Raw genomic sequence first — 24,844 nt, 5'->3', positions numbered from 1 at the left:
TTATAGCGAGTTATTTTTATTGTGGGAAATAAAGGATAATCCTTTTTAGGTCTTAAGGATTTTTGAGTATAAAAACAGTAAATTTTGTAAAAAATATTCAGGAGTCTATGCCGTTTGCCGATTGTGTTTTGCTGTAATTTATTTTTAATTCTTATTGTTAACCACTGACTTCTCATGAGTAATTTACAGTTTGATGATCTTGGTAAATAACTCAAATCCATATCAATACGATCTATTATAAATTGTATTTATTATCAACATTAATTTTAGAATGTGTATAAATCAATGTATGTTATAAATTATTGATTATTATGCTTTAATGCAACCATCTGAAAAATAAAAAGCCGAATTAATTACTTAGTTTAATCATTATCTACAATTAATAAAACTTAATAAAAAAATAATTGACTCGTTCAAAAAAAATACTTAATTTATATATCTCAGATTATCGTTAATAAATATCTGTGTTTTTGAAAAAGATCAATTTTGCTATTATAAATTAAGGATTGAAGTATGAGCACAATGGAGCAGCTCGGCGATAGCTTAACTTCGCTTTCTGGACACTTATCACACAATAACTATTCGTTGTCAGTTGATGGATCCGACGCATTATCAAACATTTCTGTTGTATCAATTAAAGGTCAAGAGCGGTTAAATGAACCTTGGCAATATCAGATAGATTTCACTAGCGAAGATAAGCAAATTTCAATTGCATCCATGCTCAGCCAAGCCGCCTCCTTGACTTTTCATCCTAACCAATCACCGCTACAAGTGACACAAATCAGCTCATTTGATCATGTAGCCAAAACAAGAAAGCTTTACGGGATAATCACAGAATTTAGTTTAGTCTCAATCAGCGAAGATGAAGCACGTTATCGGGTGAAACTTGAACCTAGAATGGCATTACTTGCAAATCACCACCAAAGTGCCATTTTTCAGAATAAGAGTGTCATCGATGTGGTCGATGAAGTGTTGCGAAATCACAATTTTATCGGTATTGATTTTCGTTTTGAGTTAAAAGAAACCTATCCTGTACGAGAATTTATTACGCAATGGCAAGAGAGTGATTTAAATTTTATACAGCGTTTGTTGGCAGATGTGGGTCTTTACTTTTACTTTGAAACGCATCCGGAGCACCATTGTGATGTGATAGTGATAAGTGATTATGAAAAAGGGTATGCTGATGGTGGTAAAGTGACCATAAAGCAACCGAGTGGTCTCAATGACCGTCTTCGCTACAGTGTTTGGGATTTACAATTCAGCAGTAAAACTAAACCAAGTCAGGTCAGTGTTAACGATTATAACTATCGGATGTCCGACAGTAATCTTTACAGCAGTGACAACAGTCAGCCCAAAGATATGACAATGCGAGGCGAAGACTATCGGTATGAAGAGCACCACAAAACCCAAGGTGATATACAGACAGTCGAAAGCGGCAATTGGTATGCGCGTATTCGGCATCAACATTATGTAAGCGAACAATTTATTCTAACGGGACAATGTAATGTTTATGAGCTTATACCGGGACAGTTAGTGATTATAGAGGGTTGCCCGATAGCTGAGATTAAAGACGGTGTGGTGATTGTTGCAACCGAATGTTATGGTGACCGAACCGAATCTTACCAAACTCGCTTTACTGCTATCCCTTATGATGTTCTTAAACCGTATCGACCGGCACCCTTACCTTGGCCACAAGTGAGTGGTACCTTACCAGCCCGAGTGACCAGTAAAGATGATGATACGTACGGTTATATTGATACGCAGGGTCGTTACCGAATTAAATTCAATTTTGATTTAAAAAATTGGCAAAAAGGTGAGGAAAGTTTATGGGTCAGACTGGCAAAACCATATGCCGGCGATACGTATGGTTTTCACTTCCCTTTGATAGATTCAACAGAAGTTGCAATTGCGTTCACCAATGGTAATCCAGACCGCCCGTATATAGCTCATGCCATGCACGACAGCAGTCATCCAGACCATGTTACGACAATCAATAAACACCGTAATGTGATACGCACGCCAGCGAATAATAAATTGCGAATGGACGATAAACGTGGTCAGGAGCATATAAAACTGGCAACAGAATATGGCAAAACCCAACTCAATTTGGGGCATTTGGTGGACAGTGAAAAAACGAAACGAGGAGAAGGTTTTGAGCTGCGTACCGATGAGTGGGGCGCAATATCGGCAGAAAAAGGGATTTATATTACCACCGAAACTGAATCAAAAGCAAAAGGTAAACAACTGGATATGGAAGGCACAAAGATCCAGCTTAGTAATGCGCTTTCTATTGTTCAATCATTACAAAAAGTTGTAGAAAATTCAAATGCTCATTCAGCCGATATCGAAAGTCAAACAGAACTTAAAAATACTCTTACACAACTTAACGAAAGTGGAATAGTGGGTTATGCTCAAGAAGGCATTGGTTTGACAAGTCCGAAAAATATTCAATTATCGACTGGCAAAAATATTTCAATCATTGCCGAGAATAACACAGAGATTAGTGTAATTAAAAAGATTACATTGGCGGCTGGTGAAGCATTAAGCTTTTTCGCTCACAAAATGGGAATAAAACTTTTTGCATCTAAAGGAAAAGTTGAAATACAAGCTCAAAACGATGAACTTTCGCTTATGGCTAAAGATGAAATACAAATTAATAGTATCGATAATTCAGTAACTTTGACCGCTCCTCGTGATATTACGTTAATCAGTGGTGGCTCTTATATTAAAATAAATGGCCAAGGAATAGAACTCGGTACGCCAGGAAATGTAGTCATAAAATCTGCTGCGTTACAAAAAATGGGACCAGCAAGTATGAATGTAAGTACTCAGGAAGTTCATTTTATGGATATGCCTCCAATATCTTTGTGCGTAGAGTGTTTAAAACGTGCTGCTCGTAATGCCAATACCATGTTGGAGATAAATTGATGACAACACCTAAAACATCACTACCACAGTTTTCAATAACTGAAAATATACTTGAACCAATAAATGAAGAATTTTCACATCAATATGAGGATGAACCTGTTTATTGCTATGCCATCGTTGATTGCGCGCATTTTGATGCGTGCTTTTACAAAATGTTTATTAAAAATCCTAATATAACGTGTTATTCATTACTTGCTGATACACCTTATTCTAAATCATCCGAGGCAGGACCACTATTAGTAAAAATAGAACCGGATAGAGAAGAGAATCAAGATATTATTAATGAGATTTTATTTGCTCAAGAAGAGAAACCGTCAGTGCTTTGGTTTTGGAGTAAAATCCCTTTTTTCTTTTTGAAAAAATATTTGAAAGAACTACTCTTTGCTGAAAATCAAGATGGGAAAAAATATTTTTTAAGATTCTATGATCCACGATGTTTTATCGATATGTTGGAAATATTCAAAGCTGATAATAACATTGACAGATATCTCAAAAAAATAGAGTGTTGGGCATATTATTTAGATGGTCAATATTATTATATTAATAAGGATAGTTGATATGGTTTTGAAAATTGACGATAAAATAGACAGCATTTTAAAAAAACAGGCAATAGATCTCTATTTGGATAAATTAGTTAAACATTGCCATAGTCATTATCCGTACTTAAAAGAAAAAATAGATTATCATCAACTAAAAAAAATATTAAGTTCATGTTTAATTATCACAAAAGAGATCGGATTTAATCAAGAGGATACCACTCGATTTTACATCGATTTGATCATACTGTTTGGTATTGAGTTTATCCATGATCCCCAATATCGTTGGGCAAAAAAAATTTTAGATGACTATCAAGATTTTACTGAAGTTACACAAGCAGAAGAACTTTACTTTAAAGCTATACCTTTTTTAGAAGGAGCTTATGGTAAAAACTTATCTAAAAAGAATGAAGTATTTAAAAAACTAGACAATTATTTAAAATCACAATCCACAAATTATGTCTTTTCAAAAGAGAAGAGTTTATTAGATAAATCCGACATAAAACAACAAGTAATTACTGCTTTGAATGAAATTGTTCAGTCAAAATTTCAGATTACTGAATCTGAAGATTTTGATCATCTATTTTCATTTGGTATTGATCGAGCCCAAAATCATCTTCTTATGAATCATCCCACAGAAATTGCAACAGCAATCATCTTGATGTTTATATTTGGAAGTCATTTTGATCAAGATCCATTTTTATCAGGCGAACTAATGGACAATACTCAATTAGCACCACAAACAATATACGATGAAAGCATTAACTTTAATTCAATTTACCATCGTTTTTGCCATCAGTTCCCTTGGTTACCTAGTTTGATTGAAATGAATATAAATAAACAGGAATCAATATAATTTTAAAGGAAATAATATATCACTATTTTAGTGTATAAAAGGATTTTAACTCATTTTTACATGATATTTGATTTTATAATAATTAAAAAGGAATTTAGATATGCCAGTATGTAATCCCCCTAGAGCTAGCTCACCAATAGGTCAGGCCTCCACCTCTTGCTTGCGAAAATTTACCATTCATTTTAGGAGGCCAAAGAAACTTAAAGAAAAAAGTAATTACAGTTATCGAGGTGAATATGGTTTTGATTGGTTACGTGATGAGTATATTTATCCGATAAAAAAAGTTGCTTTTGAAGAAGTTGTTAACCCAAATATGCCGACACCTATAGATAAATGTATTGCATTATGCAGAAAACCTGACTTACTTAGGCAAGAATATTTAAAAGATGTAGAACCTCAAGGAAAAAAATTTAAACCTCATGGTCAAGATTATTATCCTGCTTGGTTGTCTATTTTTGCTTGTAATGTGACAAATAAAAAAGCAAATCCAAATGCAGGATCGACAATGCATAAGGATGGTGTTTATTTAGATCTGCAACTTGATGAGATAGATAAGATAATTAATGATGGCACAGAAATTTATTTCAAACCCAGTGAGCCATGTCTAAAAATCACACCCGAAAAGATTTCTATTTCAGAATTTCTAAAAACCTCAAAAAAGAAACGAATACTTAATAATAACATAGATAAACCACCAGTAATTAATTATTATCTGCTACAGAATGCCGTTAGAATTATGTGTCAAGAGGACACACTACAGCAACATGGAAAGATAAAAGTATTTGCCAAACTAGGTTCGACCGAGTATGAAGTTGGTCGACTGATGGTGTATGAAAATAATAATATAGGTAAAGCCGATATTTTTGTAGTCAACGTCATTACAGATTATATTGCCAATAATCAAGTTGCTCCTAAATCACGCCCTCCATTGGATTATTTATATAAATTCCAATCATTTAATCAAGCCATGATTCGTGCTGAAGTTAGAGCTATTGAAAATTTTGATTTAAAGGCCTTAGAAAAAGAAACTAAAGATAGTGATATTACTTTATTCTTAAAAGATGCTAAAAATCCTTTGTATATAGATAATGACAAAGTGCCAGATCCTGAAGACCTTACTAATCAAAGAATGACAAACGGTGCGGTTGCTATACTAAAGCGTCTTTCTGCTTTATATCATAAATATGGAAAACATACTACTGGAGGCAATATAGGTCTTAATGAAAGAAAACATCATAATACTTATTTATTTTTTACTACAATAAATAGTAAAACAAATTCAGGAATAGCATATGGTGATCCGAAAAACAATAACTTTGAATGGGGAAATGTGTATATGATTTTTAATGATGGCCTTAACGATGAGCATACTATTGTTCATGAAGCAGGACATAGTTTTTCATTACCTCATACATTTTCTTTGCGACTTTCTCCACATGTTTTTCAAAAAGGTTATACTGATAATTATATGGATTATCCGTTTCATCTAGGTATAGATCCAAAATCTTCTAAAATAAAAAATGTGGATAGTGAATATAATAATAAAATGTACTCTTTCTTTAAATGGCAATGGGATCTGATGCGTGACGATCCAAGTATTAAAAAATAATATAAGGAATAAGTAATGAATTTTAAGCATTTTTTCTATAATTTTTTTATCCTGTTATTATTAAGCTTTTCATCAAAAGCTAACATACCTAGTCGTCAGGATATTTCGACATTTACTATTGAGAATATTGGTCGTTTTGAAAGTTCGTTATTTATCAAAATTACAACTAATTCAATTATTATTCCACATGGGTTTTGTAATGATAAAAAATGTCCTACAGACGGTCAGGAAATACAATATCTAGGACATCATGATATTTTTAACTTTGTTCCTGAGATATATTTAACAGGATCAAACTTTATTCATCCAATAGAATATGATGGTTGGGGGGGAACTAAAACGGAAATTTGTTTTGTAAATGGTCGTTGTCTTTTGAGAACATATGGGGAGCCATACAATGAAGAGGTAGAAATTTTTAATACTTTATTAAATCAAATATTATCTGGTAAAAGTGAATATCAATTTCATCCAAAAAAGACTCCTCCAATGCCCAAAGTGATTTTTGATAAAAAAAATCTGAAATCAATTAATCTATATCAATTAATTGCTTACCCTTTTACTGAAGTGCTGTTATATACAATTACTGCTGATTCAATAATAGAACATTCTTTTAAAAAATGTTATTTAATTAGTGGTGAATTTCAATGTTGGATAAAAAATGAAAACATTCAATACCAAGATAAATATAATATTTTTAATAGTTTTCCTACACTTTTTTTATCAGGTTCCAATTTTATTGATCCTAGAGAGTATAGTCGAGAAAATAATATAATAAATCCTTTTAAAGTATACAAAATAGAAGCCTGTTTTTCTGATGGTCATTGTAATATATGGAGTACCTCGGTTGCTGAGAGTTATAATGATGATGAAACAAAAAAATTCCTCAACAAAATAAAGCAATTTTTTTCTGATATAACGAAAAGCAAAACTAATAATAAATTAATAGGTAAAAAATAAATAGATAAAGGGAATAATGATGAAAAAAAAGATATTTTTGATTTGGCTATTGGTTTTTTTGAGTTTTGTTGTTAATGCAAAAATATTTGATACTCACAATGCAAGAATAATTATTTATAATTCAACACCAGAAGCACCGGTTGGAAGAATGCGCTTTGAAATTACTGAAAACTATATTGTTAAATACGCAACATTAATTTGTATTCAAAACGAGAATGTTCAAAGCTGTAAAGTTAATGAGCCTGATAGTAAATATACAGGTCATCATAATCTGTTTCAATTAATCCCAGAAAGATTTTTAACAGAAGATAGTTATTATAATATGCAAGAGTATGATGGTTCTGGCTATAAGATTTCCATTTGTGCTGATTCAATTTACGGTTGTAGTTTATTTAGCTCTAACACGCCAGATCGTAAAGATAAAGATGTAGCAGAATTTTTGGATAAAATCGATCAACTTTTAGCTGGTAAAAGTGAATATCAATTTGAACCTATCGTGATGGATAAATAATAGAGAATAAAAAATTTAAGTATCTATACAAAATAAGCAAGTTATTTTTAATAAACAATAATAAAAATAACTTAATGATTAATCATAAATTTAATTAAAAAGGAATGTAGATATGGCAGCATGTAAACCTCCTAGACCTAGCTCAAAAGTAGGTAAAACCCCAACCTCTTGCTTGCGAAAATTTACCATTCATTTTAGGAGACCAGATAAACTTAAGCAAAATCATAATGCTCCTTATAAAGGTGAGTATGGTTTTGATTGGTTACGTGATGAGTATATTTATCCAATGGAAATGGTGGCGCTGACAGGAATATATACTGAATTATGCACAAAACCTATAAATCTTAGAAAAAAATATTTAGAAGATGTAGTGCCTCCAGGAAAAAAATTTCAGATAAATGGTCAAGATTATTATCCAGCTTGGCTCTCTATCTTTGCTTGCAATTTGCAAGGCAATAATGCAGATGCAGGTTCAGAAATGCATAAAGATGGCGTTTATTTAGATTTGCAACTTGATGAGATTGATAAGATCATTGACGATGGTACAGAGATTATTTTTAAACCAAGTGATCCATGTTTAAAAATTACTCCTGACAAAATTTTTATTTCAAAATTTTTGAAAACTACGAGAGAAAAACGAATACTTGATACCAACACTGGTAAACCTGAAATTCATTATTATCTACTAGAGAATGCTGTTAAAATTATTTGTCAAGGGGACACGTTAAAAGAACACGGAAAGATAGAAGTATTTGCAAAACTTGGTGCGACAGAAATTGAAGTTGGTCGACTGATGGTGTATAAAAATAACCAAATAGGTAAAGCTAATATCGTCGTGGTTAATGTCATTACCAAAGATAACAATAACAAAAAAGTTATTCCTCAATCACATTCATCATTGAAATCTTTATATAACAATCATTGTTTTAATCAAGCTCTGATACAGGCTGAAATTGAAACAATTGAAAATTTTGATTTAGCTAAATTATCAGAAAATTCTAAAAATAAAGATGTTATTGAATTTTTGGAAGATATTAATGATACTAACTATATGAAGGGTTATAAATATATAAGAGATGATAATGGATATATTATCGATATTAAACAAGTAGTACCTGATGAAGAGATAAGGGATCGCCTTTGTGAATTATATGACAAATATGGCAAAAATCGCCCTAAAAATCCAGAATATCCTAAAAAACCTAAAAAATTTTTGAGCATTAATGATGGCAAACATTATAAAACTTATTTGTTTTTTACAGAGATATCACCTTATTTGGCGGATAGTGGTAAAGGTGATACATATGGAATGGCTTATGTACGGAGTAAATATTGGGGGAATATGACTGTGATATACAAAAAAGGACTTACTGATGATTATACTATTATGCACGAAACAGCACATTCTTTTTCATTAACTCATACATTTGAAAAGCTATCAGAAACTAAATTTTATCAGGGTTATACAGAAAACGTTATGGATTATTATAAGTATGAATTACCAAATAGTAATAACGAACCAGATGGTCAATATAAAAATAAAATGTATTCTTTCTTTAAATGGCAATGGGATATGATTCGGAAAGATCAAAGCATCGAAATAAAGAAATAATTTATGAAGTTAAAAAGCTTTTTTATCTGGCTTTTTTATATTGTTATTATCAAAGGTTAAGTATCTTGTAGCTAGGTTATTTTAAGGATAAACGTATATTTATTTACCGATAAGTATTGATAATAAAGAAATAAGAAATTTGTTTTATAAATAGTTGATACAGTATCAGGATTTTATATTGCTGATATCGTTCATTATGAAATATAAGAGTATCTATATAAAATAAGTCAGCTGTTTTGAATAAAAAAATATAGGCTATTGATTAATTAGAAATATAATAAAAAAGGAATTTAGATATGCCAGTATTTAATCCCCCTAGAGCTAGCTCACTAATAGGTCAAGCATCAACCTCTTGTATGCGAAAATTTACCATTCATTTTAGAAGACCAAAGAACCTTAAGCAAAAAAAAGATGCTCCTCCTTATAAAGGGGAGTATGGTTTTGATTGGTTACGTGATGAGTATATTTATCCAATTGAATGGGTTTTTTATGACGAAGTTTATGACATGAATAATCCGCCGCTACCTATCAATAAATATAAAGAATTAAGTTTAAACCCTGAGAATCTAAAAAAACCCGGAAAAATAAATGTAATTGCAAAGCTCGGAAAGTGTGAATCTGAAGTTGGTCAACTGATGGTGTATCAAAATAACGAAATAGGTAAAGCTAATATAATCGTGGTTAATGTTATTACAGAATATAAAAATAATAAAAAAGTTATTCCTCAATCACACCCATCATTGGAATATTTGTTAAACTACCAGTCCTTTAATCAGGCAATGATAAAGGCAGAAATTAAAGCAATTGAAAATTTTGATTTAGTTGCATTAAGTAAGAATAAGAACTCTAAAAAAATGAATGATGATGATAATGTTTTACACAATGTTAATGTTTTGCTAAATGAGATTCAAAACCAGCAATTTTTTAAGCGCGATGATGCACCAGAAATTATAGTTGAAGTGATTTCTAAAGCATATAGTAAATATGGAAAATATGTTCCTAAAGACATAAAAAATATTAATGAAGAAGGGCATTATAATACTTACTTATTCTTTTCTACAATACTTTGCAACGCCGATGAGGGTAATTCGCAAGTTGTAATGAATAAAGACGAGACGTTTGTTTTTGGGAATATGTCTCTTATTTTTGGTAATTCTCTCAAAAAGGATTTTACGATTGTTCACGAATTAGGACATAGCTTTTCATTACCTCATACTTTCCAAAGAGATGAGAAAAAATATAAACCACAACATTCGTTTTATGAGGGTTATACCGAAAACTTTATGGATTATGAAAAAAAATATATAAATCCTACTGTTAATAGCAATTTTAAAAATACAATCGCTAGAACATCTAATAACTATAAAGATAATATGTATTCATTTTATAAATGGCAATGGGATACGATGAGAAAGGATAAAAGTATTAAAATAATGAAAAGAAATAATTGATTAATTTTAAGTGTTTTTTATATTGTTATTATAAAACGTTAATTAAAAGGTTAAGTATCTTGTAGCTAGGTTATTTTAAGGATCAACATATATCCATTTACCGATAAATGTTGATAATAACGAAATTAAAAAATTTGTTTTATAAATATTTGTCGCTATATCAGGAATTTTATACTGCTTATATCATTCATAATGAAATATAAGAGTATCTATACAAAATAAGCCAGCTATTTTGGATAAACAAAAAATATAACTTAATGATTAAAAATAATTAAAAAGGAATTTAGATATGGCAGTATGTAATTTTCCCCAAACTAGCCCACCAATAGGTCAGGCCTCAACCTCTTGCTTGCGAAAATTTACCATTCATTTTAGGAGGCCAGAGACACTTAAGCAAAAAAAGGGTGCTACTTATAAAGGGGAGTATGGTTTTGATTGGTTACGTGATGAGTATATATACCCTATTGAAGAGGTATTATATGACAACTGTAATGACTCAAAACCCCCGATACCTATAAATGGTTATCGTGCATTATGCCTAAAATCAGATCAACTAAAACTTGAATATCTGCAAGTAGGTATAGCCGATCCTATTCAACCACATGGTCAAGATTATTATCCAGCTTGGCTCTCTATCTTTGCTTGTGATATGCAAGGTAATAATGCTGACAAAGTCTCAGAAATGCATAAAGATGGCGTTTATTTAGATCTGCAACTTGATGAGATAGATAAGATAATTAATGATGGCACAGAAATTTTTTTCAAACCCAGTGATCCATGTCTAAAAATCACGCCCGAAAAAATATCTATTTCAGAATTTCTAAAAACTTCAATACAAGACCGAAAACTTAATGAAGATACCGGTGAACCAGTAATTTATTATTATCTGCTAAAGAATGCCGTTAAAATTATATGTCAAGGAGACACGTTAAAAGAACACGGGCAGATAAAAGTCTTTGCCAAACTCGGTTCGACTGAAATTGAAGTTGGTCAATTAATGGTATATCAAAATGATTCAATAGGTGAAGCTAATCTAGTCGTGGTTAATGTCATTACAGAATATGACAACAATAATAATAAAGTGATTCCTCAATCACTCTCGTCATTGGATTATTTATTTAATAACCAATCTTTTAATCAAGCCATGATAAAGGTCAAAATTAAAGCAACTGAAAATTTTGATTTAGTTGAATTACGTAATAAAACTAATGATAATGATATTATTGATTTTTTTCATGATATTAAAGATGATATATATGAAAAGTCAAAGAAAAAATCCTAAAGATTCCTCAAAAACAATAGATTCTGCTAGTGATATAAAAAATCGCCTCATTAAGATATATGAAAAATTCGGAAAAAATATTCCTGAGGGCGGTAAAAAAATCCATGATAAAGAACATCAAAATACTTATCTTTTGTTTACAAATTTAAATCCGACAGCAAGCTATGGTATAACACTAGGAGAAACTTATTCTGAATTTAATGAAAAAAATAACGTAATTGAATTGGGGAATGCATTTGTAATATTTAAATCAGGTCTTAAGGATGATTATACTATTATTCATGAAGCAGCACATTCCTTTACATTATTTCATACATTTCAGATCTTTTCAGCGAATTCTTCAATGAAAAATAAGCATATTTTTTATCGGGGTTATACAGAAAACGTTATGGATTATATTGAGTATCTAATTTTAGATAACCCACTTATTGCTGATCCTAATAAATATCAAGGTCAAATGTATTCTTTCTTCAGATGGCAATGGGATTTGATGCGAAAAGATGAAAAAAGTATTAAATTTCCGAAGAAACAGGAGGAATAGGTAATGAGTATTAAAAATATTTTTTATTTAATTTTTAACTTACTTTTATTAAGTTTTACGGTGAAAGCGGACGTATTCAATCGCCAAGATGTTTCGACGATTACTATTAATAGAATTCATCGTTTTGATTATGAAAAATCTTTAATTATTAAAATAACTACTGATTCAATTATTATTCCTCATGGATTTTGTAATGATAAAGAATGTTCTAGAGATGGTTCGGAAATAGAGTACCTAGGACATCATGATATTTTTAAATTTGTTCCCAAACAATATTTAACAAGTTCACACTATATTAATCCAATGACCTATGATGGTATGGGTACGACTAAATTAGAAATTTGTATTTTAGATGGTCGTTGTCATTCATGGAATTATGGAGAGTCTGATGATAAAGAAATGATGCTTTTTTATGATAAATTAAACGAAATAATATCTGGTAAAAGTGAATATCAATTTCATCCGAAAATGACTTCTCCAATGCCGAAGGTTATTTTTGATAAAAAAAATCTGAAATCAATTAATCTATATCAATTAATTGCTTACCCTTTTCATGAAGTGTTGTTATATACCATTACTGCTGATTCAATAACTGAATATCCTTCCAAAATATGCCATTTAAACATTGGGAAACTTCAATGTCGGGTATTAAGTAAAAGTATTCAGTACCAAGATAAATATAATATTTTTAAGTCTTTTCCAAATTTATTTTTATCAGGTTCTAATTTTATTGATCTCAGAAAATATGGTGGAGGATATATTAATGACGATCGATTATTCAAAATAGAAGGTTGTTTTACTGATGGTCATTGCAATATATGGGATTTGTATATTGGGGATCGCGAGATTGATAGCTTTTTTAATCGCTATCTTGATGATATTACTAATCGTTATAATGATGATGAAGCAAAAGAATTTCAAAGCAAAATAACACAACTTTATTACGATACAGTGAGAAGTAATCTTAAATTTAATAGTAAGAAAACAAAAGAATAATAGGAATAATGATGAAAACAAAGATATTTTGGGGTTGGTTATTTATTTTTTTCAGTTTTATTGCTAATGCAAAAATATTTGATACTTATAATGCAAGAATGATTATTTATGATTCAACACCAGAAGCACCAGTTGGAAGAATGCGCTATGAAATCGCTGAAAACTATATTGTTAAATACGCAACATTAACTTGTGTTCAAAACGAGAATGTTAGCAGCTGCACAGCTAATGAACCTGACAGTAAATACACAGGTCATCATAATCTTTTTCAATTAATCCCTGAAAGATATTTAAGAAGTGATGAAGATTATAATATGTAAGAATATGATGGGCCTGGCTATAAGATTTATATTACTAATTATAGAATAAACAACTTATTTAGTTCTAACACGCCAGATCGTAAAGATAAAGATGTCGCAGAATTTTTGGATAAAATCGATCAACTTTTAGCAGGTAAAAGTGAATATCAATTTGAGCCTATCGTGATGGATAAATAATAGAGAATGAAAAATTTAAGTATCTATACAAATTAATTTCGCTATTTTGTATAGACAACAAAGATAAATTAATGATTAATTATAAATATAATTAAAAAGGAATGTAGATATGGCAGTATGTAAACCTCCTACACCTAGCTCAAAAGTAGGTCAAACTTCAACTTCTTGTTTGCGAAAATTTACTATTCATTTTAGACGGTCTGATACACTTAAAGAAAAAAGTAATTATATTTATCGAGGTGAATATGGTTTTGATTGGTTACGTGATGAATATATTTATCCAATGGAAAAGGTAGATGTTGATTTTAAGTCGATTAAGAATTTTGTTTACTTTAATAAAGCGGTACCCTTATGCAGAAATCCTGACGATTTGCGAAAAGAATATAGGTATTATAACGATAAGAAAAATAAAAAAAATCCATTTACACCTTATGGAATAGATTACTATCCAGCATGGTTGTCAATTTTTGCTTGTAACGTTACAGGGAATGCTGGATCGACAATGCATCAAGATGGGATTAATCTAACCCTGCAACTTGATGAAATTGATGAGATTATTGATGATGGTACAGAGATTATTTTCGAACCTAGTAAACCATGTTTAAAAATTACTCCTAATAAAATTTCTATTTCACGTTTTCTACAAACACCAAAGAAACCTCGCTCACTTGATAAAAATACTGGTACACCAACAATTAATTATTATCAACTCGATAGCACCGTAAATATTAAATGTTTTGGCGATACTCTTAAGAAGCATGAAGAGATCAGAGTTTTTGCAAAACAAGGGCCAACGAAAGTTGAAGTCGGTAAGCTAATGGTATATCAAAATGATAATATCGGTAAAGCCAAAATTGTAGTGGTAAATGTGATAACTGAATATGATAAAAAAGGTAATAAAATATATCCTCAGGCGCATAAATCATTGGATGATCTTTATAACTGTCAATCTTTTAATCAAGCTATGATTAGAACGGAAGTTATTTTAGGTGAAGAGTTAGATCTGGTTAAATTATCTAATGTTGAGAGTAATTATGATGTTAGAAATTTTTTAGATGATATAAAAAAGAAAACCTATATAGAAAATAGCGATTCTGCTGTAGATGTAACTATACGCTTACGCGATTTATATGACAATTATGGAAAAAATCGACCAGAAGGAGGATTAGTCGATGGGGATGGACATTTTTATACTTATCTCTTATTTACTACATTATCACCTGGGGATTATTATGGTATGTCTACAGGTGATACGAAAAAAGGAATATCTAGTTCAAAATTTGAGTATGGAAATATTTTAATTATATTTGCACAAGGTCTTAATAATGATCATACGCTTGTTCACGAAGCTGCACATACGTTTTCTTTAGAGCATACATACTCACTTTTTAAAGAAAATAAGTATGTCTTTTATTATGGTTACACTGAAAATTATATGGATTACCATTTCCATCATACATTTAATAATTTAGTCGATAAAAAACTTATTTATACTACTAGTGAAGGTAAAACACTCATACACCAAAAAGATAATCGTTACAGAGGTAAAATGTATTCATTTTATAAATGGCAATGGGATCAGATGCGCGAAGATCGAAGTATTGAAAAAAAATAAGGAATACCTCATGAAGTTAACAAGCCTTTTTTATAAAATATTATTGATGTTTTTTCTAATTAGCTTTATTGCTGAAGCAGATATGCATAAGCGTAAAAATATTATATCCGTCACTATGTATAATTTCATTTTTGAACCACGAGAATATTGGTCGACTGAAATCATAATTTTTCCAAGGGTTAAATTCACTGTTAATTTCTTATTAATAGAAGATAAGGTAAATTGTAATTCATTTTATTGTCCTAAAGAACGCTTATATTTAGTGCATAATAATATTAATGATTTTGTGCCAGATGTTTTTTTAACGAAATCTTATTATGTCACTCCCGAGAATGCTGATAATAATGAGTCGGAATTGGAAATCTGTTTTACGGATGGAAGCTGTAATAGATGGAATAGTGAATCTTATCCACAGGAATTTAATACTTTATATGATGACATGCAAGTGATTTTAATGAATAAGGATTATTTACCTTATCATCGATTTCGTCAACTATATACTAAGGCGATTTTTGATAAAAAGGATTTAACTGAAGTTAATATCTATAAATTGAGCGCTTATCCTTTTAATGAAACGTTATTATACAAAATTACCAATAATGCAATAATTAAATACGCAAACGAAATATGCCAGCTAATTAATGGCGAAATTCAATGTTTAACACAAAATAACGAAACCAAATACAAAGGTAAACATGATTATTTCAAATTATTTCCAACTTTGTTTTTAAAAGGCTCCCATTTTTCAGATCCGAGAGAAAATGGCAAAGATGGATATAAAATAGAAAGCTGTTTTAAACTAAATGATTGCGTTATCTGGAATGACCATTCTCCCTATTATAAGGATAATGAAATTAAACTATTTTTAGATAAACTTGATGAATTGGTAACTGAAAAAACGCAGTATAAATTCGAGCCCGTCGTAATGAATAAATAAAAAAAATTCAATATTTGTTATAGCGAGTTATTTTATTATGGAAAATAAAGGAAACTTCTTTTAACTCTTGATGATTTTTAATATAGATTTATGCAGCAGTAGTAGTTTAATTTTATTGTGAAATTATTTTGAAACGGTATAAACTCCTGAATATTTTTTACAAGAAATTACAATTTTCTATCTATGACTATCTGTTTTATTTGTCATTATAGTGTGTAAATTAAGATTTAAATTAACTTTCTTAACTTTAAGTAAACATGGTAGATGTTGGAAATTAAAAAAATTAATTTTGGGTTAATAGTTTGATAGACACTATCGCATTGTTGTCTAACTGATATCTAATCCAAAATAAGCATGTCACGATTAAATTGTGAATTGAAAATGTAGGTAAATTTTTTTAACATGAATGCGGTTGGCAAGAATACATTATTCACGATACTGCTACTTTTTCATTCTTTGTTAAGATCAGCACTCAGTTAATCAATCAGCCTTTATTCTGTTTTTTTCTTAAATAAATATCTTTTTAGCATTAATCCCTTAAGGAAAATAGTTAATATTCTGCTTATTAATAATTCTGACTGTCAGATCCGTAATGGCAATAATCAATGCAGAGCGTATCATTTGTTGATAACGATTTTGATACATGGATGATTTTAATGTGTCGACAATACCTGACTCTTTGGCTTTTTGATGGTGTGAATCCCAATTAGGCGGTAATACCATATCATGTAATAGACTAATCGGACCTAATATTTCATCGTCGAGGTAGGAGTATTTTTTATCGTCATGGTCAAGTTCATCTAATATGGCAATTAATAGCTCGATATCTTCATACTCCTCGCGCGTTATGATGCCTAGCGCATAAAGTAATTTTAAGCACACGGATGTATCATTGAGTGGGCCATTTTTACCAATTAGTGATGGTATGACAAATTTTATGGCGTGTGGTTCTTTACGAAATACTTTTATAATTAATTGATTAACACTGTGATTAATCATTTTTATAGCTTCAGCCAACAAGCTGTGTATATCAGCTTGCTGGTTAAGTTTTTCAAGTATTGTATCTTCTGCTAATATCGATTCTAGCATCGGCTAATTAATATTGATGATTTTGCATTGCAGTATAAAGTTGTTCAATCTGACTAACAATAGGATTATTGCTTTCAATACCAGAAATATCACAAAATGTTTGAACAACCCCTTTGTTGCTAATTTCTCGGGTTAGGTCGGTGGCTTGATCGTCGTCATCATTGCGATAATTTAAGGCTGCAGCAATGCCGATAAGCAAATTACTATTCTTTAGTTCATACTCAAATGTGCCAAGTAACGGTTTCACTAATCGATCGCCAGATCCTAATTTGCGAATGGGTTGACGACCCACACGAGCCGTATCATCATGGAGATATGGATTTTCAAAGCGTGTGAGGATCTTTTCAATATAAGCTTGATGTTTAGCTGGGTCAAAATTGTAACGTTTTATCAGTACTTGACCGCTTTCCTGCATGGCTCCTTGTACAACAGCGCGAATGCTATCAACTAAAATAGCATCGCGGATGGTCGCAATGTTATTGTAAAATCCTAAATAAGCGGTAATGGCATGACCTGTGTTTAAGGTAAATAATTTACGTTCGACAAATGCCATTAAGTTATCAACTGGCTCCATACCTTTGATTTGTGGAATATCACCAATAAATTGATTTTTATCGACAATCCATTCGGAAAATGTTTCAACTGTGACTTCTAATATGTCCCCTGTTTTAGAGGTTGCCGGTGGTACGATGCGGTCAACGGCTGAATCAACAAAGCCTATATGATTGTTCATCCATTGGTGGAGTTCATGAGGTATATATTTAAATATTTCTTGTTTAAATTGGCTGGTTCCTCGTACCATGTTTTCACAAGCGATGATGTTAAGAGGGGCAGTGTTGGCTTGCTGATGCCTTGCAATTAATCCCTTTGCCATATTTTCAGCAATGCGAGCTAAAATCTGTGGACCCACTGCGGTAGTCACTAAATCAACTTTCGCAATATAGTCACTTACTTCGTTTGATGAGCTATTAATAGCGTCAACATTGTGGACGATTTCGGTGGTTGATTGTTCGCCTACTACATTAACCGGGTACTGGTGACGTTTAGCGATTTCATTAATCACTTGCTCGTTAACATCAGCAAACGTTACATGAACACCTGCATCTGATAATAGTTTACCGATAAATCCGCGCCCAATGTTGCCAGCGCCAAAATGTAATGCTTGCATTTTTTTACCTTTAATTTTTATTGAATGTAATTAATTAAACAACTTTCCCGCAGTAGAGCGGGGAAGTCATTGTGATGTAATATTTAACTTAATATTGCTAACACTTCATTAAAGTGGGTTGTGCTTGATAGTTTGGCAATAATGTTTGGATCATCCAACGCGTTAGTTAATTTGGCTATCACATCTAAATGTTCGTTATTGCGAGCAGCAATTCCGATAACGATTTTGGCTTTGTCATCCGCTTCTTCACCAAATTTTACCCCAGCAGGATATTGGCAAAAGACGATACCAGTATTGATTACACTGTCTTTGGCTTCAATTGTGCCATGAGGTACAGCAATGGATTCACCAAGATAGGTTGATGTTAGCCTTTCACGTTCGAGCATTGCTTCAATATACACGGGTTTAACATAGCCGTTATCCACTAATTTTTGTCCAGCAAAACGGATTGCTTCTTCTTTGTTTTGAGCCGTTAATCCTAAAAAGATATCCTTTTCTGTTAATTTAAATAACGGCTGGTTACTATCTGTTGATGTTGCAATATTACTATTATTCGTATTGCTAACGCCTTGTGCTGCAACCAATTCGTTCACAAGTTGGCTATATAAATCACTATCTAAGAAATTAGTTAATGAGATGTGATGGGCATTTGGTGCATATTGTTTGGCTCGTTGAGTTAAATCTTTATGAGTAATAACAATATCGGCATCGGAAGTTAGATTGTTGATTGCAAGGTTGATAACATTAATATCTAGGTTGGCATCTTGTACTTTTTTACGCAATACACCCGCCCCCATTGCACTCGATCCCATTCCTGCATCGCACGCGACAACAATTTTTGTTACGTTACCAAGATTAAACGTTTCTGTTTTTAATCCTTTGGATTCGTCTTTCATTGCTATAACATCTGATTGCGCATCTTCAAAACTTTTATCTGCATTTTTAGTTGTTTTTAATAATACTACTGAGACAAGGAATGATACCGTTGCTGCGGCTATAACTGAGATACTTACACCAAGCATTGAAGCTTTAGGAGTCACCGCTAATATGGCAATAATTGAACCAGGTGAAGCGGGTGAACTTAGGCCAGAACCAAAAAGGGTAAGTGTAAATACTCCCGTCATCCCACCTAAAATCATGGCAATAATTAAACGAGGATTCATTAACACATATGGGAAATAAATTTCGTGAATACCACCAAAGAAGTGAATGATTGCCGCGCCACTTGCTGAACCTTTTGCCGCACCTTTACCAAAAAACATATAGGCAAGTAATAATCCCAAGCCTGGTCCAGGATTCGCTTCAATTAAAAAGAAAATGGATTGTGCATGCTCGGCTGCTTGTTGAATACCAAGTGGTGAAAATATACCATGGTTAATTGCATTATTTAGAAATAAGATTTTTGCTGGTTCAACAATAATAGAGGTAAGTGGTAATAAATTATGTTGTACCATAAAGTCAACGCCACTCGCCAGTACACTAGATGCGACAACTACTGAAGGTCCAATGGCAAAGAATGACAGTAAAGCAAGGAGCATACCGATAATACCTGCTGAAAAATTATTTACTAACATTTCAAAGCCACTTTTGATTTTACCGTCTACGGCTTTATCAAATTGTTTAATCATCCAGCCGCCTAATGGGCCAACAATCATTGCGCCTAAGAACATTGGAATTGATGCACCAACAACCACCCCCATGGTCGTTATAGCGCCAACAACGCCCCCGCGTTCGCCATGAACTAATTTACCGCCACTGTATCCAATTAATAATGGTAATAAATACGTAATCATTGGGGCAACAAGTTTGGCAACATTTTCATTAGGATACCAACCTGTTGGAATAAAAATTGCGGTAATAAATCCCCAAGCAATAAAAGCCCCGATATTAGGCATCACCATATTACTTAAGAATCGCCCAAAGTTTTGGACCTTTAATTTAATGTTTGATGTTGTCATAAAATTAATCTTTCCTTGTTGATTGATATAATCATGATGCTGTTATTGTAGAGGGGTTTATTAACCATATTCATCTAAAAAAAATAGTAAATGTGATCTTTATCACACTTCAAAATATAGGGTATTTTATGGTTTTGTGATTTAGATCACATTGTTAGTACGGATAAATGATTTTAAGAAAGTTTGGCATAGATTTTATGCTAATGGTTTTAGATGGTTGTTTGATTTTAATCGATAATAACTCATAGTAATTAAACCATTATCGGCTTAATTTGCTTTTGATTTTAATTTTCTTTACTGATGATTAATCAAAAATTGTTTGTGCTAATTTCAAAGTGTTTTTTTAATGTATGCAACGGGCATTTGTCATTTATATTATTTTTTAATACTTCTTTAAATTGTGCTCCTTTTTTGGCTGAAAAATAATTTATTCCAGTTACAATAAAGATTCTAACAATTCCCAATAGCTGTCAATTTAAGACAAAATAACAGACTAACGAAATAATTATTGCTACGAGTATTAATAAACCTTTAATTGTTTAATGATTAGTTTTCATTAAATCTGTTTATAATGCATTATTAATTTTTTTGCATAATAAATTGATTTATCATCCATTTTATTTAAAATAAAGGTTAATTATATTTTTTAAATAACTTATTTTTAATGGGACAGAAATATTGACTCATCTATACAATAAAAAAATTTTATGCTTAAAATGAAAACATTGCAGTATGATCTGTTTTATTCTTTTTTGTACTAAAAAACAGATCATTAAATAATTCGATGAATGAATAAAGCCTTTTGGATTGGTGTTTATAAAAAACTAATTTTTAATTTTAGCAAAGCTTTTAATAGTAAAAATTCCGAATGAATAACTTAAGTTAGGTTAGTGGTTCACAATATTCTTTATTTACTACTAAATCTCTAAATTTCTTTTTATCAGTAAAACTTCGGCTGATATTGGCACATAAATCCGCAAAATTATCATTTCCTTTTTTATCTTGATAATAAAAAGGTTTAATGCTGACACAGTTTTTATGTTCAAATATTGTTTGCAGTAAAACACGGTCAGAAGTCGCACAAGAGTGTCCCCATATATAGACTTGATAACTATCTCCCTCTAAAAAATCTAATAATTTTTGATAATTGTCTTGATATAAATAATGTAATGATTTTGAATATTTTAAATATCGATTATCATTTTTATCTTCTAATTCTTTATATGAACTATCTAATTCGTCACCATAACCAAAGATAATTCCACTAGCAGTATCTTCTAGTCTGCCATGTATTTGAACATGCATTAAATCATGTTTTTCTTCAACGTTTACTGGACTTTTTGTTATATATTTCTCTACCGTATTGGTATAATTAAAATTCAAAAACATATGTCTTCTTATCACAATAGGCAGTTGATCAGTTGGATCTCTAAGTTGAGTAGATAATTCGTCGTCATTTACGGGTTGCATAAGATGTTTGGCAATTTTTGATAAAATTTCAGTCTTTTGCTTAGATACAACCGTTTTCATATAATAAATAAAACAGTCAATTATATTTTTAAATTCTTTATTTAGTTTATCTATTTTTTTACTTTGTGTATTCTCTTCTTTATAAAATTCCTCAACATTAAGCAAAGTTTGATAAAAGTCATGTTCAATGCCACCCCAATTTTTATCGACTTTACAATTATAAAAAATAAATTTGAAAAGTTTGTTCTTTATTATTTCACCATTTAGATAATTCAATGTGTGTCCATATTCACCATAAAAACTTTTAAATTGCTTATGAAAATTTTCATCAGAATAAATTTGATTAAAATGCTCAGAATAATTTCTATCTGTAAAATATTTAGCATATTTTTTATCCAAATTAAAATATGAGAATCTTTCTTCTAATTTTCCAATGAAAGATTCTTCTCCTTTCTCTAAATCATTGAAACGTATTGAATCTCTTACGTAGTCTAAAATATTTTTTATATTTTCAGCATTCTCATTAATGGCTTTAATATCAACTATATCATTTGAAACTAAAAAGTGATTATCTATATTCCTTTTTTTATATTTTTCACTTATTACATTTAACATTTCAAAAGCGCAATAATTAATGAAATCGTAAAAAGACGTTTTCAATCCATGTGCCAAATCAAACCCATTTCCAATTAATATTAATCTATTCATTTCTACTTCACTCATTTCTTCCTTTCAACAAAACATCCCAATAAGAATATTATTTTATATTTGTTTTAACAAAAAAATCTAATTTTTATACAAAATAAAAATTAGATTTATTAAGTTAACCAATTTTTGTTTGAAAGAACTCGCAAGTTATTGGTAAGTAAATACTGACAGTTTAATCAGCAAAAGAGGGTTGTTATTCATAGTTTTTTAATGAGTGAATTTGAGAACGTTAGTTTTAATTTCATATCAAAACTATAAACTAAGTTCTCAAATTTTATTTAGCAAATTTACTCAACCGTTACCGATTTTGCTAGATTTCTTGGTTGGTCGACGTCTGTGCCTTTGATTAATGCAACATGGTAAGCCAGTAATTGGGTTGGCACCGTGTAGTAGATTGGCGCAGTGATCTGTTCAATATGAGGTAAATTGATGATATGCATGGTATCGTCGCTGACGAAACCTGCATCTTGCTCAGCAAATACATAAAGTTGACCGCCGCGGGCACGAACCTCTTCAATGTTGGATTTTAGTTTTTCCAACATTTCGTTAGTAGGAGCCATAACTACTACTGGCATATCTGCATCAATTAATGCTAAAGGACCGTGCTTGAGTTCACCAGCAGCATAGGCTTCGGCATGAATGTACGAGATTTCTTTTAGTTTTAGTGATGCTTCCATGGCGATTGGGTATTGATCGCCTCGTCCTAAAAATAGAGTGTGATGCTTATTAACAAAATGGCTTGCTAGTTTTTTAATTTGCGGTTCACACATTAATACTTGTTCAATACGATTTGGTAAGGTCTGTAAGGCGTGTATAATGGCTTGCTCGGTGCTTTCTGCCATGTCATTTAGGCGCCCTAATTTGGCAACTAATAACAGTAATACCGTTAATTGAGTCGTAAATGCTTTTGTGGATGCAACGCCTATTTCTACCCCAGCTTTAGTTAATAGTACCAATTCAGCTTCACGTACAAGGGTTGAGGCTGCCACATTACAAACTGCGAGTGTACTTAGGTAATTGTTTTCTTTCGCTAGCCTTAGGGCAGCTAAAGTGTCAGCAGTTTCGCCTGATTGCGATAACGTGATAAATAAGCTATTTTTTCGACGTGCTGGGTTGCGATAGCGGAATTCTGAAGCTATTTCAACATCACAAGGAATACCTGCTAATGCTTCAAACCAATAACGAGCAACCATACCTGCATTATAAGCGGTACCACATGCGACAATTTGTATATGTTCTACCTGCTTTAAAATATTTTCGGCATCTTCTCCGAGTTCTGATAAATCCACTTTGCCATGTGCCATACGACCTTCAAGGGTATTTTTTATGGCATTAGGTTGTTCGTAGATCTCTTTTTGCATATAGTGGTTGTAACCCGCTTTACTACCTGCGTCGTATCTAGCATCGGATTCAATACGAGGGCGGGTGACTTGCTGATAGTTTTTATCTAAAATTGTGATTGTACGATGACTAATGAGGGCAATATCACCTTCTTCCAAAAAGATAAATTGACGTGTTACAGGAAGTAATGCAAGCTGATCTGAGGCAATAAAATTTTCGCCCATACCACAACCAATGACTAATGGGCTACCAGAACGGGCAGCGACTAATATATCAGGATTACGAGTATCCATTATCACAGTACCATAAGCTCCGCGCAACTGTGGTATGGCTTTTTGTACAGCCTCAAATAATGAGCAATCTTCAGTGGCAATGATGTCATGAATTAAATGAGCAATAACTTCTGTGTCGGTTTCAGAACGGAACTGGTAACCTTTAGCAATAAGTTGTTCTCGTAATGTTTCAAAGTTTTCAATAATACCGTTATGCACTACAGTAATAAATCCAGAAACATGTGGATGGGCATTATGTTCGACCGGTTCACCGTGTGTTGCCCAGCGAGTGTGAGCAATACCGATTGAACCTTTCAGTGGGTGCACTTCAACAGCATCTTTCAGAGCTTGAACTTTGCCAACACGACGAATACGTTGCAGTTCACCTTCTGGAGAAATAATAGCAAGCCCCGCAGAATCATAACCGCGATACTCTAATCTTTTTAAACCTTCTAATAATATTTCTGCTACATCACGCTTGGCGATAGCGCCCACAATACCACACATAGT

At 31.6% G+C, this 24,844-nt stretch carries 19 protein-coding genes; 14 read left to right on the top strand and 5 right to left on the bottom strand.

The window, feature by feature from the left end; all coding sequences use genetic code 11:
* The first annotated feature begins 513 nt into the window (after positions 1-513).
* The 14 genes from H3S88_RS00200 to H3S88_RS00135 all read left to right on the top strand — a co-directional run bounded on the left by H3S88_RS00200 (position 514) and on the right by H3S88_RS00135 (position 16,328).
* Complete coding sequence (locus H3S88_RS00200; protein ID WP_198226536.1) at positions 514-2,928, top strand: type VI secretion system Vgr family protein; 2,415 nt, start codon at positions 514-516, stop codon at positions 2,926-2,928.
* Positions 2,928-3,485: a DUF4123 domain-containing protein gene (locus tag H3S88_RS00195; RefSeq protein ID WP_144093123.1), complete on the top strand. Its 558-nt coding sequence runs from the start codon at positions 2,928-2,930 to the stop codon at positions 3,483-3,485. Before H3S88_RS00200 ends, H3S88_RS00195 begins: the two co-directional genes overlap by 1 nt.
* Before the next feature lies 1 nt (position 3,486).
* Positions 3,487-4,320, top strand: a complete 834-nt coding sequence (locus tag H3S88_RS00190; RefSeq protein WP_198226538.1) for a hypothetical protein — start codon at positions 3,487-3,489, stop codon at positions 4,318-4,320.
* Positions 4,321-4,420: 100 nt separating this feature from the next.
* Positions 4,421-5,929 carry a hypothetical protein gene (locus H3S88_RS00185; RefSeq protein WP_198226540.1) on the top strand — a complete coding sequence of 503 codons (1,509 nt, stop codon included), beginning with the start codon at positions 4,421-4,423 and terminating at the stop codon, positions 5,927-5,929.
* A gap of 15 nt (positions 5,930-5,944) precedes the next feature.
* Positions 5,945-6,886, top strand: a complete 942-nt coding sequence (locus H3S88_RS00180; RefSeq protein WP_198226543.1) for a hypothetical protein — start codon at positions 5,945-5,947, stop codon at positions 6,884-6,886.
* Between the two features lie 19 nt (positions 6,887-6,905).
* Positions 6,906-7,397: a hypothetical protein gene (locus H3S88_RS00175; protein ID WP_198226545.1), complete on the top strand. Its 492-nt coding sequence runs from the start codon at positions 6,906-6,908 to the stop codon at positions 7,395-7,397.
* A 112-nt stretch (positions 7,398-7,509) separates the two neighbouring features.
* The gene (locus tag H3S88_RS00170; protein ID WP_198226547.1) at positions 7,510-9,009 is read left to right on the top strand and encodes a hypothetical protein; all 1,500 of its coding nucleotides are present in this window, start codon (positions 7,510-7,512) and stop codon (positions 9,007-9,009) included.
* Positions 9,010-9,305: 296 nt separating this feature from the next.
* Positions 9,306-10,460 (top strand): hypothetical protein, encoded by a 1,155-nt coding sequence (locus H3S88_RS00165; protein ID WP_198226549.1) that lies wholly within the window; start codon positions 9,306-9,308, stop codon positions 10,458-10,460.
* 289 nt (positions 10,461-10,749) lie between these two features.
* Complete coding sequence (locus tag H3S88_RS00160) at positions 10,750-11,742, top strand: hypothetical protein (RefSeq protein WP_198226551.1); 993 nt, start codon at positions 10,750-10,752, stop codon at positions 11,740-11,742.
* Positions 11,717-12,283 carry a hypothetical protein gene (locus H3S88_RS00155; protein WP_198226553.1) on the top strand — a complete coding sequence of 189 codons (567 nt, stop codon included), beginning with the start codon at positions 11,717-11,719 and terminating at the stop codon, positions 12,281-12,283. The genes H3S88_RS00160 and H3S88_RS00155 overlap by 26 nt, the downstream gene beginning before the upstream one ends.
* A 3-nt stretch (positions 12,284-12,286) precedes the next feature.
* Positions 12,287-13,279 (top strand): hypothetical protein, encoded by a 993-nt coding sequence (locus H3S88_RS00150; protein WP_198226555.1) that lies wholly within the window; start codon positions 12,287-12,289, stop codon positions 13,277-13,279.
* Between the two features lie 11 nt (positions 13,280-13,290).
* On the top strand, positions 13,291-13,599 hold the full coding sequence (locus H3S88_RS00145; protein WP_198226557.1) for a hypothetical protein: 309 nt from the start codon (positions 13,291-13,293) through the stop codon (positions 13,597-13,599).
* A gap of 286 nt (positions 13,600-13,885) precedes the next feature.
* A complete protein-coding gene (locus tag H3S88_RS00140; RefSeq protein WP_198226558.1) occupies positions 13,886-15,391 on the top strand; it encodes a hypothetical protein in 1,506 nt (501 codons plus the stop codon).
* 10 nt (positions 15,392-15,401) lie between these two features.
* Complete coding sequence (locus H3S88_RS00135) at positions 15,402-16,328, top strand: hypothetical protein (RefSeq protein ID WP_144093096.1); 927 nt, start codon at positions 15,402-15,404, stop codon at positions 16,326-16,328.
* Positions 16,329-16,865: 537 nt separating this feature from the next.
* Here H3S88_RS00135 and H3S88_RS00130 read toward each other — a convergent pair.
* From H3S88_RS00130 to glmS, 5 genes are all read right to left on the bottom strand, one after another.
* Entirely contained in the window at positions 16,866-17,417 is a 552-nt protein-coding gene (locus H3S88_RS00130) for an MltR family transcriptional regulator (protein ID WP_086326003.1), read from the bottom strand.
* A 7-nt stretch (positions 17,418-17,424) separates the two neighbouring features.
* Positions 17,425-18,585 (bottom strand): mannitol-1-phosphate 5-dehydrogenase, encoded by a 1,161-nt coding sequence (locus tag H3S88_RS00125; protein WP_086326002.1) that lies wholly within the window; start codon positions 18,583-18,585, stop codon positions 17,425-17,427.
* 83 nt (positions 18,586-18,668) lie between these two features.
* Positions 18,669-20,543 carry a PTS mannitol transporter subunit IICBA gene (locus H3S88_RS00120; RefSeq protein WP_198226560.1) on the bottom strand — a complete coding sequence of 625 codons (1,875 nt, stop codon included), beginning with the start codon at positions 20,541-20,543 and terminating at the stop codon, positions 18,669-18,671.
* 882 nt (positions 20,544-21,425) lie between these two features.
* The gene (locus H3S88_RS00115) at positions 21,426-22,736 is read right to left on the bottom strand and encodes an AbiH family protein (RefSeq protein ID WP_198226562.1); all 1,311 of its coding nucleotides are present in this window, start codon (positions 22,734-22,736) and stop codon (positions 21,426-21,428) included.
* Positions 22,737-23,008: 272 nt separating this feature from the next.
* A complete protein-coding gene (gene glmS / locus H3S88_RS00110; protein WP_198226564.1) occupies positions 23,009-24,841 on the bottom strand; it encodes a glutamine--fructose-6-phosphate transaminase (isomerizing) in 1,833 nt (610 codons plus the stop codon).
* Between the last annotated feature and the right edge of the window lie 3 nt (positions 24,842-24,844).

Origin of the sequence: Gilliamella sp. B14448G11, from assembly GCF_016101765.1 — a bacterium.
In the GTDB taxonomy this organism is placed as follows: Bacteria; Pseudomonadota; Gammaproteobacteria; order Enterobacterales; family Orbaceae; genus Gilliamella; species Gilliamella apicola_N.
This window is presented reverse-complemented; position numbering and strand designations above follow the sequence as displayed.

What these genes read in the sequence shown, in the direction of transcription:
- H3S88_RS00140 (WP_198226558.1), top strand. Translation starts at nt 13,886, where the DNA reads ATGGCAGTATGTAAACCTCCTACACCTAGCTCAAAAGTAGGTCAAACT.
- H3S88_RS00175 (WP_198226545.1), top strand. Translation starts at nt 6,906, where the DNA reads ATGAAAAAAAAGATATTTTTGATTTGGCTATTGGTTTTTTTGAGTTTT.
- H3S88_RS00185 (WP_198226540.1), top strand. Translation starts at nt 4,421, where the DNA reads ATGCCAGTATGTAATCCCCCTAGAGCTAGCTCACCAATAGGTCAGGCC.
- H3S88_RS00150 (WP_198226555.1), top strand. Translation starts at nt 12,287, where the DNA reads ATGAGTATTAAAAATATTTTTTATTTAATTTTTAACTTACTTTTATTA.
- H3S88_RS00135 (WP_144093096.1), top strand. Translation starts at nt 15,402, where the DNA reads ATGAAGTTAACAAGCCTTTTTTATAAAATATTATTGATGTTTTTTCTA.
- H3S88_RS00190 (WP_198226538.1), top strand. Translation starts at nt 3,487, where the DNA reads ATGGTTTTGAAAATTGACGATAAAATAGACAGCATTTTAAAAAAACAG.
- H3S88_RS00180 (WP_198226543.1), top strand. Translation starts at nt 5,945, where the DNA reads ATGAATTTTAAGCATTTTTTCTATAATTTTTTTATCCTGTTATTATTA.
- H3S88_RS00115 (WP_198226562.1), bottom strand. Translation starts at nt 22,736, where the DNA reads ATGAGTGAAGTAGAAATGAATAGATTAATATTAATTGGAAATGGGTTT.
- H3S88_RS00195 (WP_144093123.1), top strand. Translation starts at nt 2,928, where the DNA reads ATGACAACACCTAAAACATCACTACCACAGTTTTCAATAACTGAAAAT.
- H3S88_RS00160 (WP_198226551.1), top strand. Translation starts at nt 10,750, where the DNA reads ATGGCAGTATGTAATTTTCCCCAAACTAGCCCACCAATAGGTCAGGCC.
- H3S88_RS00130 (WP_086326003.1), bottom strand. Translation starts at nt 17,417, where the DNA reads ATGCTAGAATCGATATTAGCAGAAGATACAATACTTGAAAAACTTAAC.
- H3S88_RS00125 (WP_086326002.1), bottom strand. Translation starts at nt 18,585, where the DNA reads ATGCAAGCATTACATTTTGGCGCTGGCAACATTGGGCGCGGATTTATC.
- H3S88_RS00155 (WP_198226553.1), top strand. Translation starts at nt 11,717, where the DNA reads ATGAAAAGTCAAAGAAAAAATCCTAAAGATTCCTCAAAAACAATAGAT.
- H3S88_RS00165 (WP_198226549.1), top strand. Translation starts at nt 9,306, where the DNA reads ATGCCAGTATTTAATCCCCCTAGAGCTAGCTCACTAATAGGTCAAGCA.
- H3S88_RS00120 (WP_198226560.1), bottom strand. Translation starts at nt 20,543, where the DNA reads ATGACAACATCAAACATTAAATTAAAGGTCCAAAACTTTGGGCGATTC.
- H3S88_RS00145 (WP_198226557.1), top strand. Translation starts at nt 13,291, where the DNA reads ATGAAAACAAAGATATTTTGGGGTTGGTTATTTATTTTTTTCAGTTTT.
- glmS (WP_198226564.1), bottom strand. Translation starts at nt 24,841, where the DNA reads ATGTGTGGTATTGTGGGCGCTATCGCCAAGCGTGATGTAGCAGAAATA.
- H3S88_RS00170 (WP_198226547.1), top strand. Translation starts at nt 7,510, where the DNA reads ATGGCAGCATGTAAACCTCCTAGACCTAGCTCAAAAGTAGGTAAAACC.
- H3S88_RS00200 (WP_198226536.1), top strand. Translation starts at nt 514, where the DNA reads ATGAGCACAATGGAGCAGCTCGGCGATAGCTTAACTTCGCTTTCTGGA.